We start from the raw sequence: 14396 nt of genomic DNA, 5'->3' as shown, positions 1-14396 counted from the left end.
CGCCCGGATCGCCGTGTCGAACAGCCCGGTCGACAGCAGGCCGCGCACCGCGCTGTCCACGTCCGCGTAACCGAACGGGCAGGAGACCCGGCCCGAGCCGTCCGGCTTGAGCCCGGCCCGCGCCGCCACCTCTTCCAGGTCGTCGCGCAGCGTCGGCCGCCAGCCGCTGCCGGAGCGCGGGGCGCGAGCCGACTCGGAGAGCCGGGCCGCCACCCGCAGTACGGGCGCCGTGGCGCACCGCTCCGGCGGCCCCCAGCCGGCCAGCACCACCGTCGCCCCCCGCACGGCCAGTGGCACGGCGGAGGCCAGGGCGGGCGCGAGCCCCTCGGAGTCCCCGGCCGCGCAGCCGATCGGCTGGAAGGCGGTCAGCAGGTTGTACGGCCCCTCACCGTCCGGGGCAACTGCCGGAATGCGGTCGACGAGCCTCGCCCGCGGACCCGTACGGCCCGGACCCGCATCCTGACCCGGATCGGGAGCGAGGCGCTCGCGGGCCAGGGCGAGCCGTTCGCGGTCGGTGTCGACGCCGGTGACGCGCGCCCCGCGTGAGGCCGCGATCAGCAGCGCGAGCCCGGAACCGCAGTCGAGGGAGAGCATCCGCGTGGCGGCCCCGACTTCGAGGCGCTCGTACACCGCCTCGTAGAGCGGTGCCAGCATGCGCTCCTGGATCTCGGCCCAGTCACGGGCGCGGGTACCGGCGTCCACCGGAGCGGACGAATCCGCGTACCTGTGGTGCCGGACGAGCGTAGGTGTCATGGAATGCGCCCCAATCCGCCGTGAGGTCGGTCGTGCCCGAGTGAGGTCCCCCATGTCTATGTGCTGTGTGTGCGCCCACAGCCCCCGTATGTCAGAGAACTCCGCATCGGCGGTCCCGTCCAGGGGTCGGACGGGGTGGGACGGCATTGCTTGCGTGCTCCGGCCGTGCGCCCCCGGACGCCGTGTGGCAGGTGCGGTCGCCGGGAACAGCACGCCTGCTGCTCGCTTCCTCACAGTCTTACCCGACACGCCGGGCGCAGCACGTCGAGCGCTCCTGCCCCGGCCGCGACCGGCGTGCGGCCGCCGCTCCGTACCGGGTAATGTCGCCCGCAGGGCGCCTGTCCACGCCGGTGCGTACGCGCAGCTACGTACCACCTTGGTGGGAGCTGTGAGACTTCTCCGCTGATCTGCGCACCCGCCCTCGTCCGGACGCATCAAGGGCAACTGACTGGTACGTGCAAATTATTTGGGATGCCCCGGAATAGGAACACCGGAGCGCTCAGGCTCGTTGTCACGACGTGAGCACGACACCACCTGTACTTGCCGCAGAGCTGGCACAGGCGTGGGCCGACATTCAGCGGTACCACCCCGAGCTGCCTGATCTTGCCGCGCCAGAGTCCCTGATCGGAGAGTCCTCGTCCGCCTGTGGCGCCGAGCTCTCCTTCGAACGGCTGCTCCATGAGGCAGTCCACGGCATCGCCGCCGCGAGAGGTGTCCGGGACACCTCCCGCGCCGGCCGTTACCACAACCGACGCTTCCTCGCGATCGCCGAGGAGCTGGGCCTCGATCATGCCGAGGAACCCCACCCCAGCAGCGGATTCTCGCTGGTGACGCTGAATCCCGAGGCCAAACGCAGATACCGCCAGACCACGGAACGGCTGCAGCGCGCGCTCAAGGCGCACACCGTCGCCACCGCGGCGGACACCAAGCGCTCGTTCCGCGGCCCCGCCGCGCGGCACGGCTCGTCCGGAGGAGGGGTGCGGGTCAAGGCCGTCTGCGACTGCGGGCGCAACGTCCGCGTCGTCCCCTCGGTCCTCGCCCAGGCTCCGATCGTCTGCGGCGGCTGCGGCAAGCCCTTCCGGATCCCGGAAGCGGCGGTCGCGGTGGGGTGACCCGATGCGGTGTGGCACAATGGCTAGCTGTACTCGACAGTCGCACAGGACCCCTCTCTCCTCCGGCTGACGCGTCCATCGGGCACCCGAGTACCGCAACCCCACGTGGCATCTTTTGTGCCCAACCACGTCAGAGACCAGGAGACACCACTTCCGTGGCAGTCAAGATCAAGCTGAAGCGTCTGGGCAAGATCCGTTCGCCTCACTACCGCATCGTCGTCGCCGACTCCCGTACCCGCCGTGACGGCCGGGCCATCGAGGAGATCGGCCTGTACCACCCGGTGCAGAACCCCTCCCGCATCGAGGTCAACTCGGAGCGCGCGCAGTACTGGCTGTCCGTCGGCGCCCAGCCGACCGAGCCGGTCCTCGCGATCCTGAAGCTCACCGGTGACTGGCAGGCCCACAAGGGCCTTCCGGCCCCCGCGCCGCTGCTGCAGCCGGAGCCCAAGGCTGACAAGCGCGCCCTGTTCGAGGCCCTGGCCGCGGACGGCGACGAGGCCAAGGGTGAGGCCATCACTCAGAAGGCCAAGAAGTCGGACAAGAAGGCGGACGAGGCTGCTGACGCTGCTGCGTCCACCGAGTCGACCGAGGCCTGAGCATGCTCGAGGAGGCTCTTGAGCACCTCGTGAAGGGCATCGTCGACAACCCCGACGATGTGCAGGTCGCCTCGCGTGACCTGCGCCGTGGACGCGTGCTCGAGGTCCGGGTCCACCCCGACGACCTCGGCAAGGTGATCGGCCGCAACGGCCGCACCGCGCGCGCCCTGCGTACCGTCGTGGGTGCCATCGGCGGCCGTGGGATCCGTGTCGACCTCGTCGATGTGGACCAGGTTCGCTGAAAGAGTTGAACACCGGCCGGGGCCGGGGAGGGCTTTCGAGCCGTCCCCGGCCTTTGTCGTCCGTACATGACCGCCGCCCCCATGTGCCGGACGGTCCGAGAGATCAGCGGGAGAAGTAGCGTGCAGTTGGTAGTTGCGCGGATCGGTCGCGCCCACGGCATCAAGGGCGAGGTCACCGTCGAGGTGCGCACCGACGAGCCCGAGCTCCGGCTCGGGCCCGGGGCCGTGCTCGCCACGGACCCCGCCCACACCGGGCCGCTGACGATCGAGACCGGCCGGGTGCACAGCGGCAGGCTCCTGCTGCGGTTCGAGGGCGTGCGCGACCGTACGGCCGCGGAGGCGCTGCGCAACACGCTGCTGATCGCCGAGGTGGACCCGGCCGAACTGCCCGAGGACCCCGAGGAGTTCTACGACCACCAGCTGATGGACCTCGACGTCGTCCTCGCCGACGGCACGGAGATCGGCCGGATCACCGAGATCACCCATCTGCCGTCCCAGGACCTGTTCATCGTGGAACGGCCGGACGGCAGCGAGGTGATGATCCCGTTCGTCGAGGAGATCGTCACGGGGATCGACCTGGAGGAGCAGCGGGCCGTCATCGCTCCGCCGCCGGGGCTGATCGACGAGAGCCAGGCCGTGGTCGCCTCCGCGCGTGACGCGGACGCGGACGCGGACGTCGCCGGGGGCGACGCGGCTGCGGCTGACGGGCGCGACGGGAAGGGCGACGCGTGATGCGGCTCGACGTCGTCACGATCTTCCCCGAGTACCTGGAGCCCCTGAACGTCTCGCTCGTCGGCAAGGCGCGCGCCCGGGGCCGCCTCGACGTACACGTCCACGACCTGCGGGACTGGACCCACGACCGGCACAACACGGTGGACGACACGCCCTACGGCGGTGGTCCCGGCATGGTCATGAAGACCGAGCCCTGGGGCGAGGCGCTGGACGACGCGCTGGCCGGCGGTTACGAGGCCGGGGCGCACTCCCCGGTGCTCGTGGTGCCCACGCCCAGCGGCAGGCCCTTCACCCAGGAACTGGCCGTCGAGCTCTCGGAACGGCCGTGGCTGATCTTCACCCCCGCCCGCTACGAGGGCATCGACCGGCGGGTGATGGATGAGTACGCGACCCGTCTGCCGGTCATCGAGGTGTCCATCGGGGACTACGTCCTGGCGGGCGGGGAAGCCGCCGTCCTGGTGATCACCGAGGCCGTGGCCCGGCTGCTGCCCGGAGTGCTCGGCAACGCCGAGTCGCACCGTGACGACTCCTTCGCGCCCGGGGCCATGGCCGACCTGCTCGAGGGCCCGGTCTACACGAAGCCTCCCGAGTGGCGTGGGCGCGGCATCCCCGAGGTGCTGCTCAGCGGCCACCACGGCCGGATCGCACGCTGGCGACGGGACGAGGCCTTCCGCCGTACCGCTCTCCACAGGCCTGATCTCATCGAGCGCTGCGAAGCGTCCGGCTTCGACAAGAAGGACCGCGAGATGCTCTCCATCCTCGGCTGGTCCCCGGGTCCCGGCGGACGATTTTGGCGCAGGCCCGAGGCCGTGGAAGAATAGGCCCGCTGTACGTCCGGCGCGCGCCCCTGCCACAGGGGGACAGACGCCCGCCCGATGTGATCAGCATCCGAACTTCACTCTCTCCCGTCGATGACCTGTGGCATCGGCGAAGAAAGCAGACAACATGACTTCCCTGCTCGATGGCGTCAACGCCGCCTCGCTCCGTACCGACCTCCCGGCGTTCCGCCCCGGTGACACCGTCAATGTCCACGTGCGCGTGATCGAGGGCAACCGCTCCCGTATCCAGCAGTTCAAGGGCGTCGTCATCCGCCGCCAGGGTTCGGGCATCAGCGAGACCTTCACGGTCCGCAAGGTCTCCTTCAGCGTCGGCGTCGAGCGCACCTTCCCGGTGCACAGCCCGATCTTCGAGAAGATCGAGCTCGTCACCCGCGGTGACGTCCGCCGCGCCAAGCTGTACTTCCTCCGTGAGCTCCGCGGCAAGGCCGCGAAGATCAAGGAGAAGCGCGACCGCTGATCCACCTCCGGCGTCCACAGGACGGCCCGATAGGATTCGGCCCCGATGGACACGGATGCACAGCACATGGAGCGCGATCTCCCCTCCGACCCCGCAGACGGGGAGGAGGAGGGGTCGCGCTCCACGCATGTCCCGGACCGGTCGGCGGCCTCCGTGCCGTGGGGACGGACCGTCTTCCTCGGCATGCTGTGCACGGCCGCTCTGCTGCTTTTCAGCGCTTTCGTGGTGCAGCCCTTCCTCATACCCAGTGGCTCGATGCAGCCCACGTTGCGAGTCGGGGACCGGGTCCTCGTCAACAAACTGGCGTACCGTTTCGGCTCGGAGCCGCGGCGCGGCGACGTGGTGGTCTTCGACGGCACCGGATCCTTCATACCGGAGACGGCCTCCGGGGAGAACGCCCTCGGCGCGTTGCTGCGAGGGGCGGCCGCGTCGCTGGGGCTGGCCGAACCCGCCGGATCCGACTTCGTGAAGCGGGTGGTGGGTGTGGGCGGCGACCGTGTGGTCTGCTGCGACAAGCGGGGGAGGGTCGAGGTGAACGGCGCTCCTTTGGCCGAGGAGTATCTGCACCCCGGCGACCGTCCGTCCGACGTCGCCTTCGACATCGTGGTGCCCGACGGCAAGCTGTGGGTGATGGGCGACCACCGCAGCAGGTCGCGGGACTCCCGTGACCACCTCGGGGAGCCCGGGGGCGGAATGGTACCGGTCGAGCGGGTGATCGGACGGGCCGACTGGCTCGGCTGGCCGTTCGGCAGGCTCGGCTCGCTGAAGGGCACCGACGCCTTCACCGGCGTACGGCCGGCGGACGGGGCCCATGGGTAACCGGGGGCGCAGGCGGGAAGCGCCGGACACGGGCCCGCTGCCGCCCGCCGGACCGAGGCCGGCCACGGCCCGTTCCCTGCCCACGCGGGCGGAGCGCCGCAGACTCGCCCGCAAGGTCAAGCGCCGCAGGCGCCGGTCCGCGCTCAAGGAGATACCGCTTCTCGTCCTCGTCGCGCTGCTGGTCGCGCTGGTGCTCAAGACCTTCCTCGTCCAGGCCTTCGTGATCCCCTCCGGGTCGATGGAGCAGACCATCCGGGTCGGCGACCGGGTGCTGGTGGACAAGCTGACCCCCTGGTTCGGATCCGAACCGCAGCGTGGCGACGTCGTCGTCTTCAAGGACCCGGGCGGCTGGCTGCAGCAGGAGAGCGGGGCCACCGAGGACCTGCCCGCCGGGGTGAAGCAGGTGAAGGGCCTGCTGACCTTCATCGGGCTGCTGCCCTCCGAGGACGAGCAGGACCTGATCAAGCGCGTGGTGGCCGTCGGGGGCGACACCGTGAAGTGCTGTGGCGCCGACGGCAGGATCACGGTCAACGGCGTGGCGCTCGACGAGCCGTATCTGAATCCCGGGGATGCGCCCTCCACCCTCGAATTCGAGGTGCGGGTTCCCCGGGGCCGCATCTTCGTCCTGGGCGATCACCGGTCGAATTCCGCGGACTCGCGGTTCCACCTCGACAAACCGGGCAAGGGTACGGTGTCGCAGGACGAGGTCGTGGGGCGGGCCGTGGTGATCGCCTGGCCGTTCGGGCACTGGCGCAGGCTGGAGGAGCCCGGAACGTATGCCTCCGTCCCTGACGGGAGCGCCGGAGCGACGGCCCCGTCGAATAGTGTGTCCTCCCAGGATCACAACGGAATGATCCTGCTCCCGACCCCTGCGGAACTCCCGCTCGTTATGGGAGTGGTGGGCCTGCGCCGGATCGGACGCGGGCGGTGGCACGGAGTGAGGAGTGGATGTGGGGGATTTGGCGGTCGGCGCACGATCCGGACACGACGAACCCGAGGACCGGCCTTCGGACAAAGGGGTCCCGGTGGAGGCGGAGAGTGACGGCGAGTCCCCGGGCGGCGGCAGTACGGCGGTGAAGAAGCCCCGTTCGTTCTGGAAGGAGCTGCCGCTCCTCATCGGCATCGCACTGATTCTCGCGCTGCTGATCAAGACGTTCCTGGTGCAGGCGTTCTCGATCCCTTCGGACTCCATGCAGAACACCCTGCAGCGGGGCGACCGGGTGCTGGTCGACAAGCTGACGCCGTGGTTCGGTTCGGAGCCGGAACGCGGAGAGGTCGTGGTCTTCCACGACCCGGGCGGCTGGCTGGAGGACACCGCGACCCCCGAGCCCAACGCGGTGCAGAAGTTCCTGAGCTTCATCGGGCTGATGCCGTCCGCCGAGGAGAAAGACCTGATCAAGAGGGTCATCGCCGTCGGCGGCGACACGGTGGAGTGCAAGAAGAACGGGCCGGTGACGGTCAACGGCAAGGCGCTGGACGACAAGTCGTTCATCTTCGCGGGCAACAGCGCCTGTGACGACGAGCCGTTCGGACCGATCCATGTGCCCGAGGGCCGGATCTGGGTGATGGGCGACCACCGGCAGAATTCGCTGGACTCCCGTTACCACCAGGAGCTTCCCGGACAGGGCACGGTGTCCACGGACGAGGTGGTCGGGCGGGCCGTCGTCGTGGCCTGGCCCGTCAACCGCTGGGCGACCCTCCCGGTGCCGAGCACCTTCGACCAGCCCGGACTGAACGCGGCTGCCGCCGCAGCGGTGCCCGGAGCACTGGGTGTGGCCGGTGCGCTGCCCCTCGTGTTCTGGCGACGCCGCAGGCTGACCCGCGGGCGTACCGCCGGGTAGGGTGCCGACTCGGATCAGCGATTGTCGATCTTCGATGGGGGAGCGCTGGGATGAGTGGATCAGGACGTCATGACGGCCACGGCCGGCTCGGCAACGCGTTGTCGAACCTGGCCGTGGCCGTCGGCTGTGTGCTCTTCCTCGGCGGATTCGCCTGGGGAGCGGTGGTGTACAAGCCGTACACCGTGCCGACCGACTCCATGTCACCGACGGTGAACGCCGGCGACCGGGTGCTCGCAGAGCGGGTGGACGGCGGCGATGTGCGGCGCGGAGACGTCGTCGTCTTCACGGACTCGGCATGGGGGGCCGTCCCCATGGTCAAGCGCGTCGTCGGGGTGGGCGGCGACAAGGTCGCGTGCTGCGACAAGGACGGCCGGCTCACGGTCAACGGCAAGGCCGTCGAGGAACCGTATCTGCGGGACGGGGGCGCCTCGTCGTCGCCCGCTTCGGCAGGCAGGGCCCCGGCCTCGCCCCAGGACTTCACGGCCGATGTGCCCGAGGGTCAGCTCTTCCTCCTCGGGGACGAGCGGAACACGTCCCTGGACTCCCGTGTCCACCTGGAGGACCCGGGGCAGGGCTCGGTGCCGCGCAGCGCCGTCCAGGCGCGGGTGGACGCCGTGGCGTGGCCCATGAACGGCATGATCGGCCGCCCCGAGGCCTTCGCCGCCCTGCCCGGCGGTGTGTCGTCCGAGGGGCCGCTGCCGCTGCAGGCCGGCGCCCTCGTGGCGGGAGCCGTGCTCATCCTCGGCGGTGCCGCCTACGGCCCGCTCGCGGCCCGCTCCGCCCGGAGGTCCGAGCGGCCGAAGGTGTCCGCCGGTGCGCACTGAGGCACGCAAGGTCGCTCGCGTGGTGCTTCTGGACCCGGACGACCGGATTCTGCTGCTGCACGGTTTCGAGCCCGAGGACCCGGCCGAGAGCTGGTGGTTCACCCCGGGGGGCGGCCTGGAGGGCGGCGAGAGCAGGGAGGAGGCGGCCTTGCGCGAGCTCGCCGAGGAGACCGGGATCACGGACGTCTCACTCGGGCCGCTGCTGTGGACGAGGATCTGCTCCTTCCCGTTCGACGGCCGGCGCTGGCACCAGGACGAGTGGTACTTCCTGGCGCGTACGGCGGAGACGGCCACCGATCAGAAGGGCCTCACCGAGCTGGAGCTGCGCAGCGTCGCCGGTCTGAGGTGGTGGACTTCCGCCGAACTCCTCGCCACGCGTGAGACGGTGTACCCGACCAGGCTCGCCGGGCTGCTGCGCACGCTGCTCGACGAGGGTCCCCCGAGTGTTCCGCTGGTTCTCGCCCCCGAAATCGTCTAATCGGCCAGGGGTGTGCGGGGCTGACGCACAATAGGGGGACGCACGGCTGAAGGGGAACATGCCATGAGTGCCGAGGACCTCGAGAAGTACGAGACCGAGATGGAGCTGAAGCTCTACCGGGAGTACCGCGATGTCGTCGGTCTGTTCAAATATGTGATCGAGACCGAGCGGCGCTTCTACCTCACCAACGATTACGAGATGCAGGTGCACTCGGTCCAGGGTGAGGTCTTTTTCGAGGTATCCATGGCGGATGCGTGGGTCTGGGACATGTACAGGCCTGCCCGGTTCGTCAAGCAGGTCCGGGTGCTGACATTCAAGGACGTGAACATCGAGGAGCTCAACAAGAGCGATCTCGAACTCCCGGGCGGCTGATCCTGGGCCTGCCGCCGATGCCGTCCGGCGGCCCGGTTCACTCGTCCGGGTGGCCGGGTTGTCCACAACGACCGAGTTGTCCACCAAGATCCAACAGATCGGGCGGGGCGCGTCACAGTCGGTGCCGGAGGTGGTGCCGACATGAACGCACGGGGGGCACTCGGGCGGTACGGCGAGAATCTGGCGGCACGGCTGCTTACGGACGCCGGTATGACCGTGCTGGACCGCAACTGGCGGTGCCGCGCGGGTGAGATCGACATCGTCGCCCGGGACGGCGACGCGGTGGTCGTCTGCGAGGTGAAATCCCGCAGGGCGGGCTGCTTCGAACACCCGATGGAAGCCGTCACACCGGCCAAGGCCGAGCGGCTGCGCAGGCTCGCCGAGATCTGGCTCGACCGGCACGGCGGGCCACCGCCGGGCGGGGTCCGGATCGATCTGATCGGCGTGCTCCTGCCCAGGCGCGGCGCTCCGGTGGCCGAGCACGTCCGGGGCGTGGCCTGATGGGGTTCGCGCGGGCGTGTTCGGTGGCGCTGGTCGGCGTCGAGGGTGTGGTGGTGGAGGTCCAGGCCGATCTGGAACCAGGTGTGGCGGCGTTCACGCTCGTCGGCCTGCCGGACAAGAGCCTGGTGGAGAGCCGGGACCGGGTCAGGGCCGCGGTCGTCAACTCGGGGGCCGAGTGGCCACAGAAGAAACTCACGGTGGGCCTGTCCCCCGCCTCCGTACCCAAGGGCGGCTCGGGTTTCGATCTCGCCGTCGCGTGTGCGGTGCTCGGGGCGGCCGAACGGATCGATCCTGCCGCCATCGCTGATGTGGTGATGATCGGGGAACTCGGTCTCGACGGCAGGGTGCGCCCGGTGCGCGGGGTACTGCCCGCGGTGCTCGCGGCGGCGGAGGCGGGTTACCGGCACGTCGTCGTCCCGGAGCAGACGGCCGGGGAGGCCGCGCTCGTGCCGGGCGTCTCGGTCCTCGGCGTACGGAGCCTGCGTCAGCTGATCGCCGTCCTCGGCGACGAGCCCGTGCCCGAGGAGCCGGCCGCCGGCCGGGGCCGCCCCGACACGATGCTCGCCGGACTGATGGTGCCCGGAGCCGGCCTGGGCACGGGGCTGGCCCCGCTGTCGGCCGACGGCGCGGCGCACCGGCCCGATCTGGCCGATGTCGCGGGCCAGGACCGGGCGCGCAAGGCGCTGGAGGTGGCTGCGGCAGGGGGACACCACCTGCTGCTCTCCGGGCCGCCCGGGGCGGGGAAGACCATGCTGGCCGAGCGGCTCACGGCGATCCTGCCGCCGTTGTCCCGGCAGGAATCCCTGGAGGTGACGGCGGTGCACTCGGTCGCCGGCATCCTCCCGCCGGGCGAACCCCTGATCAGCAGAGCGCCGTACTGCGCTCCGCATCACTCGGCGACGATGCAGTCACTCGTGGGAGGGGGGAACGGCCTGCCGAGACCGGGGGCGGTGTCCCTGGCGCACCGGGGGGTCCTCTTCCTCGACGAGGCCCCGGAATTTTCGGGGCGGGCCCTCGACGCACTGCGCCAGCCCCTGGAGTCCGGGCACGTGGTGGTCGCACGTGCGGCCGGGGTGGTCCGGCTGCCCGCACGCTTCCTGATGGTCCTGGCAGCGAACCCCTGCCCGTGCGGGAGGCACACCCTGGCCGGTGCGGGGTGCGAATGTCCGCCCTCCGCCGTCCGCCGCTATCAGGCGCGGCTGTCGGGTCCGTTGCTGGACCGGGTGGACCTGCGCGTCGAGGTCGAACCGGTCGGGCGGGCGGATCTGATGGGGAGCGGCGGCCGCGGGGAGTCCTCGGCCGAGGTGGCCACCCGGGTGCGGGAGGCCAGGGAGCGCGCCGCGGTGCGGCTCGTGGGCACCCCGTGGACCACCAACAGCGAAGTGCCCGGGCACGAGCTGCGGACCAGGCTGGTCACGGCACCCGGCGCCCTGATGGCGGCCGAGCGCGACATGGAGCGGGGCGTCCTCACGGCCCGCGGCCTCGACCGGGTCCTGCGCGTGGCATGGACCGTGGCGGACCTGAGGGCGGCCGACCGCCCTGACGCCTCGGACATCGCGGTGGCCCTGGAGCTGCGGACGGGCATCCTGCGGGGGGTCCCGGCGCAGGCGGGTGCCCGGTGAACGCGCCACCGGACCACAGCGAGCAGGAGCGGCTGGCGCGCGCCGCCCTGACCCGCGTGTTCGAACCGGGGGACGAGCGCGGTGGCCGCTGGATCCGCGAGATCGGGCCCGTGGAGCTGATGCGGCGTCTCAGCGGCACGGACGGGCCGGCGCGGGCGCTCAAGGGGATGACGGCGGCCCGGCTCGCCGGCTACCGGCTACGGGCGTCGAGCGCCGATCCCGGGAGGGACCTGGCGGACCTGGCCGGTATCGGTGGGCGGTTCGTCTGCCCGGGCGACCGGGAATGGCCGAGCCAGCTCGACGACCTGGGCGACGCGCGGCCCATCGGGCTCTGGGTGCGGGGCCGGCCGGACCTGCGTCTGTGGGCGCTGCGCTCCGTCGCTCTGGTCGGAGCCAGGGCCTGTACGCCCTACGGGGCTCACATGGCGGCGACGCTCGCCGCGGGGCTGGCCGAGCGGGGCTGGGTCGTGGTCTCCGGCGCGGCGTTCGGGGTGGACGGCGCCGCCCATCGCGGGGCGCTGGCCGCGGGCGGGGCGACCATGGCGGTCCTGGCCTGCGGGGTGGATGTGGCATACCCCCGGGGACACTCCGAGCTGATCGGGCGCATCGTGGAACAGGGCATGGTCATGGGCGAGCTGCCGCCCTCGGACCATCCGACGCGCAGCAGATTCATCCTGCGCAACAGGGTGATCGCGGCGCTCACGAGAGGCACCGTGGTGGTGGAGGCCGAGTACCGCAGCGGCTCACTTGTCACCGCGCGGAACGCACAGCGGCTGGGCCGCTTCACGATGGGGGTGCCGGGCCCCGCCACCAGTGGCCTCTCGGCCGGGGTCCATGAACTCCTGCGCGGCGAGGGCGTCCTGGTCACCGATGCCGCCGAGATCGCCGAGCTGGTGGGGGAGATCGGCGAACTCGCCCCGGCCAGAAGCGGTCCGGTCCTGCCCAGGGACAGCCTCGACGCCGCCTCCGCCCGGGTGCTGGACGCCCTGCCCTGGACGGGTGGCATGGACGGGCGTGACGTGGCCCGGAGCGCCGGAGTGTCAACGGACGAAGCACTCGGGCGGTTGTACGAACTTCACTCACTGGGGTTCGTCGAACGCGAGGGCGATGGATGGAGGTTGACGCGGGGACGGACACGCGATGGGGTCGCGCGGCGAGGCGGTACTTGACCCGGAGCATTCGGGTGAAAAGGTGATGCCGACGACCTCGGCAGCATTCGGCCAGGCCTCCGGGGGCGGTGCGAGCGATGGCGGCCCATGCCGTCGGCCCCTGTCGGACGGCGGGAGAACGACGGCGATCCGGAACGCAATTGCACGGCACGGTTTCCCTCGTCCTGCGCGCACCGCAACACCTCAGTCACGCTACGCTCACAAGGAATCCGCCCCACAGACACGTCCCAGCACTTCACAGCAGAACGGCTCAAGGCACCACATGCCCCAGCACACCTCCGGGTCTGACCGTGCGGCAGTACCACCGGCTGCGCGTGGCACTGTGCGCCCTCCCGCCCCCTCCTCGCTCGACGAGTTGTGGCGTTCGTACAAGACCACGGGCGACGAGAGGCTGCGGGAGCAGCTGATCCTGCACTACTCGCCGCTGGTGAAGTACGTCGCCGGCCGGGTCAGCGTGGGGCTGCCGTCCAATGTGGAGCAGGCGGACTTCGTCTCGTCCGGCGTCTTCGGGCTGATCGACGCCATCGAGAAGTTCGACATCGAGCGGGCCGTCAAGTTCGAGACCTACGCGATCACCAGGATCCGCGGGGCGATGATCGACGAACTCCGGGCGCTGGACTGGATCCCCCGGTCCGTGCGGCAGAAGGCACGCAATGTCGAGCGTGCCTACGCCACACTGGAGGCGCAGCTGCGGCGTACGCCGTCGGAGGCCGAGGTCGCCGCGGAGATGGGCATCGCCCTGGAGGAACTGCACGCTGTTTTCAGTCAGTTGTCGCTCGCCAACGTGGTGGCGCTGGAGGAGCTGCTCCACGTCGGCGGTGAAGGCGGCGACCGGCTGAGCCTGATGGACACGCTGGAGGACACCGCGGCCGACAACCCGGTCGAGGTCGCCGAGGACCGCGAGCTCAGACGGCTGCTCGCCCGCGCCATCAACACGCTCCCCGAGCGGGAGAAGACCGTCGTCACGCTCTACTACTACGAAGGCCTCACCCTCGCCGAGATCGGAAATGTCCTCGGCGTCACCGAGAGCAGAGTCAGCCAGATCCATACCAAGTCGGTGCTGCAGCTCCGGGCGAAACTGGCCGACGCAGGACGCTGAACCGAGGCGGCTGCGGCGGGCCGGACGCGGACGCGCACCCCCCTTCGAACAGATGCCGCCGTAGAGTGGGGGCGTGCCCAGGATTCGAGCGGCCTCCGTGGCCGAGCACCGGACCATGCAGCGCGGCGCCCTCCTGGACGCCGCGCGCTCCCTGCTGTCCGAGGGGGGGACGGAGGCGCTGACCTTCCCCGCCCTCGCCGAGCGCACCGGCCTCGCCAGGTCCTCCGTCTACGAGTACTTCCGCTCCCGCGCGGCCGTCGTCGAAGAACTCTGCGCCGTCGACTTCCCGGTCTGGGCCGCCGAGGTCGAGAACGCGATGGAACGGGCCGGAACGCCCGAGGCGAAGATCGAGGCCTACGTCCGCCGGCAGCTCGACCTGGTCGGTGACCGGCGGCACCGTGCGGTCGTGGCGATCTCCGCGAGCGAGCTCGACGCGGGCGCACGGGAGAAGATCCGTGCCGCGCACGGTGGGCTGATCGCCATGATCGTCGAGGCGCTCGCCGACCTGGGCCACACCGAGCCGAGGCTCGCGGCCATGCTGCTGCAGGGTTCCGTGGACGCCGCGGTGCGCAGGATCGAGCTGGGCGCGGCGGAGGAGCCGGACATCGTGGCGGACACCGCCGTGGCCATGATCCTGCGTGGAGTGCGGGGCTGAGCAGGCCTCCGCTCCGCCTCGGGGAGCGGCACACCGAACACCGGAAGCAGCCGGGAAGGCCCCCGTCGCAGCAGTGAGGGGGGAAGCAGCGACAGCGGATCCAGATAGACGTCCTTGCGCCGCAGGCCCCAGTGGAGGCAGCCGGACGCGCAATGGGACGCCTCGGGCCCGACCGTCCCCACCACCTGCCCCGCCGCCACCTCGTCGCCCTCGGTGACCTGGGCCCGCACCGGCTCGTACGTGAAGCGGAGCGGTGGCTCCCCGCTCCCGGCCACGTCCACGGAG

At 71.0% G+C, this 14396-nt stretch carries 18 protein-coding genes; 17 read left to right on the top strand and 1 reads right to left on the bottom strand.

Annotated elements, in window-relative coordinates; translation table 11 throughout:
- On the bottom strand, window positions 1-753 hold a 753-nt coding region (locus tag VN520_RS12255), incomplete at its 3' end, for an SAM-dependent methyltransferase (protein ID WP_325746912.1).
- Window positions 754-1271: 518 nt separating this feature from the next.
- Here VN520_RS12255 and VN520_RS12250 point away from each other — a divergent pair.
- From VN520_RS12250 to VN520_RS12170, 17 genes are all read left to right on the top strand, one after another.
- Window positions 1272-1865, top strand: a complete 594-nt coding sequence (locus VN520_RS12250; protein WP_325746911.1) for a hypothetical protein — start codon at window positions 1272-1274, stop codon at window positions 1863-1865.
- A gap of 155 nt (window positions 1866-2020) precedes the next feature.
- A complete protein-coding gene (gene rpsP, locus VN520_RS12245) occupies window positions 2021-2461 on the top strand; it encodes a 30S ribosomal protein S16 (RefSeq protein WP_325746910.1) in 441 nt (146 codons plus the stop codon).
- 2 nt (window positions 2462-2463) lie between these two features.
- Window positions 2464-2703: an RNA-binding protein gene (locus VN520_RS12240; protein WP_014153811.1), complete on the top strand. Its 240-nt coding sequence runs from the start codon at window positions 2464-2466 to the stop codon at window positions 2701-2703.
- 120 nt (window positions 2704-2823) lie between these two features.
- Window positions 2824-3435 carry a ribosome maturation factor RimM gene (rimM, locus tag VN520_RS12235; RefSeq protein ID WP_325746909.1) on the top strand — a complete coding sequence of 204 codons (612 nt, stop codon included), beginning with the start codon at window positions 2824-2826 and terminating at the stop codon, window positions 3433-3435.
- Window positions 3435-4256, top strand: coding sequence for a tRNA (guanosine(37)-N1)-methyltransferase TrmD (trmD, locus tag VN520_RS12230; protein WP_325746908.1), 822 nt, complete (start codon window positions 3435-3437; stop codon window positions 4254-4256). Before rimM ends, trmD begins: the two co-directional genes overlap by 1 nt.
- 124 nt (window positions 4257-4380) lie before the next feature.
- Window positions 4381-4731, top strand: coding sequence for a 50S ribosomal protein L19 (rplS, locus tag VN520_RS12225; RefSeq protein WP_325746907.1), 351 nt, complete (start codon window positions 4381-4383; stop codon window positions 4729-4731).
- Between the two features lie 45 nt (window positions 4732-4776).
- Window positions 4777-5550: a signal peptidase I gene (gene lepB, locus VN520_RS12220; protein ID WP_325746906.1), complete on the top strand. Its 774-nt coding sequence runs from the start codon at window positions 4777-4779 to the stop codon at window positions 5548-5550.
- Window positions 5543-6592: a signal peptidase I gene (lepB, locus tag VN520_RS12215; protein WP_325746905.1), complete on the top strand. Its 1050-nt coding sequence runs from the start codon at window positions 5543-5545 to the stop codon at window positions 6590-6592. The genes lepB (VN520_RS12220) and lepB (VN520_RS12215) overlap by 8 nt, the downstream gene beginning before the upstream one ends.
- Window positions 6510-7391, top strand: a complete 882-nt coding sequence (gene lepB, locus VN520_RS12210; RefSeq protein WP_325746914.1) for a signal peptidase I — start codon at window positions 6510-6512, stop codon at window positions 7389-7391. Before lepB (VN520_RS12215) ends, lepB (VN520_RS12210) begins: the two co-directional genes overlap by 83 nt.
- A 50-nt stretch (window positions 7392-7441) precedes the next feature.
- Window positions 7442-8215, top strand: coding sequence for a signal peptidase I (lepB, locus tag VN520_RS12205; RefSeq protein ID WP_325746904.1), 774 nt, complete (start codon window positions 7442-7444; stop codon window positions 8213-8215).
- A complete protein-coding gene (locus VN520_RS12200) occupies window positions 8205-8693 on the top strand; it encodes an NUDIX hydrolase (RefSeq protein WP_325746903.1) in 489 nt (162 codons plus the stop codon). Before lepB (VN520_RS12205) ends, VN520_RS12200 begins: the two co-directional genes overlap by 11 nt.
- A gap of 63 nt (window positions 8694-8756) precedes the next feature.
- Window positions 8757-9065, top strand: a complete 309-nt coding sequence (locus VN520_RS12195; RefSeq protein ID WP_003965949.1) for a DUF2469 domain-containing protein — start codon at window positions 8757-8759, stop codon at window positions 9063-9065.
- Window positions 9066-9206: 141 nt separating this feature from the next.
- Complete coding sequence (locus VN520_RS12190) at window positions 9207-9566, top strand: YraN family protein (protein ID WP_325746902.1); 360 nt, start codon at window positions 9207-9209, stop codon at window positions 9564-9566.
- Entirely contained in the window at window positions 9566-11188 is a 1623-nt protein-coding gene (locus tag VN520_RS12185; protein WP_325746901.1) for a YifB family Mg chelatase-like AAA ATPase, read from the top strand. The genes VN520_RS12190 and VN520_RS12185 overlap by 1 nt, the downstream gene beginning before the upstream one ends.
- Complete coding sequence (gene dprA / locus VN520_RS12180; RefSeq protein ID WP_325746900.1) at window positions 11185-12357, top strand: DNA-processing protein DprA; 1173 nt, start codon at window positions 11185-11187, stop codon at window positions 12355-12357. The genes VN520_RS12185 and dprA overlap by 4 nt, the downstream gene beginning before the upstream one ends.
- A 262-nt stretch (window positions 12358-12619) precedes the next feature.
- Window positions 12620-13456, top strand: coding sequence for an RNA polymerase sigma factor WhiG (gene whiG / locus VN520_RS12175; RefSeq protein ID WP_325746899.1), 837 nt, complete (start codon window positions 12620-12622; stop codon window positions 13454-13456).
- Window positions 13457-13553: 97 nt separating this feature from the next.
- Window positions 13554-14111 carry a helix-turn-helix domain-containing protein gene (locus VN520_RS12170; RefSeq protein ID WP_325746913.1) on the top strand — a complete coding sequence of 186 codons (558 nt, stop codon included), beginning with the start codon at window positions 13554-13556 and terminating at the stop codon, window positions 14109-14111.
- Window positions 14112-14396: the final 285 nt, after the last annotated feature.

The sequence above is a fragment of the Streptomyces sp. genome, from assembly GCF_035563135.1.
GTDB lineage: Bacteria > Actinomycetota > Actinomycetes > Streptomycetales > Streptomycetaceae > Streptomyces.
This window is presented reverse-complemented; position numbering and strand designations above follow the sequence as displayed.

Bases quoted from the DNA above. Each gene is read 5' to 3' on its own strand.
- VN520_RS12190 (WP_325746902.1), top strand. From the start codon at position 9,207: ATGAACGCACGGGGGGCACTCGGGCGGTACGGCGAGAATCTGGCGGCA.
- lepB (WP_325746904.1), top strand. From the start codon at position 7,442: ATGAGTGGATCAGGACGTCATGACGGCCACGGCCGGCTCGGCAACGCG.
- lepB (WP_325746906.1), top strand. From the start codon at position 4,777: ATGGACACGGATGCACAGCACATGGAGCGCGATCTCCCCTCCGACCCC.
- lepB (WP_325746905.1), top strand. From the start codon at position 5,543: ATGGGTAACCGGGGGCGCAGGCGGGAAGCGCCGGACACGGGCCCGCTG.
- VN520_RS12240 (WP_014153811.1), top strand. From the start codon at position 2,464: ATGCTCGAGGAGGCTCTTGAGCACCTCGTGAAGGGCATCGTCGACAAC.
- VN520_RS12195 (WP_003965949.1), top strand. From the start codon at position 8,757: ATGAGTGCCGAGGACCTCGAGAAGTACGAGACCGAGATGGAGCTGAAG.
- whiG (WP_325746899.1), top strand. From the start codon at position 12,620: ATGCCCCAGCACACCTCCGGGTCTGACCGTGCGGCAGTACCACCGGCT.
- rplS (WP_325746907.1), top strand. From the start codon at position 4,381: ATGACTTCCCTGCTCGATGGCGTCAACGCCGCCTCGCTCCGTACCGAC.
- trmD (WP_325746908.1), top strand. From the start codon at position 3,435: ATGCGGCTCGACGTCGTCACGATCTTCCCCGAGTACCTGGAGCCCCTG.
- VN520_RS12185 (WP_325746901.1), top strand. From the start codon at position 9,566: ATGGGGTTCGCGCGGGCGTGTTCGGTGGCGCTGGTCGGCGTCGAGGGT.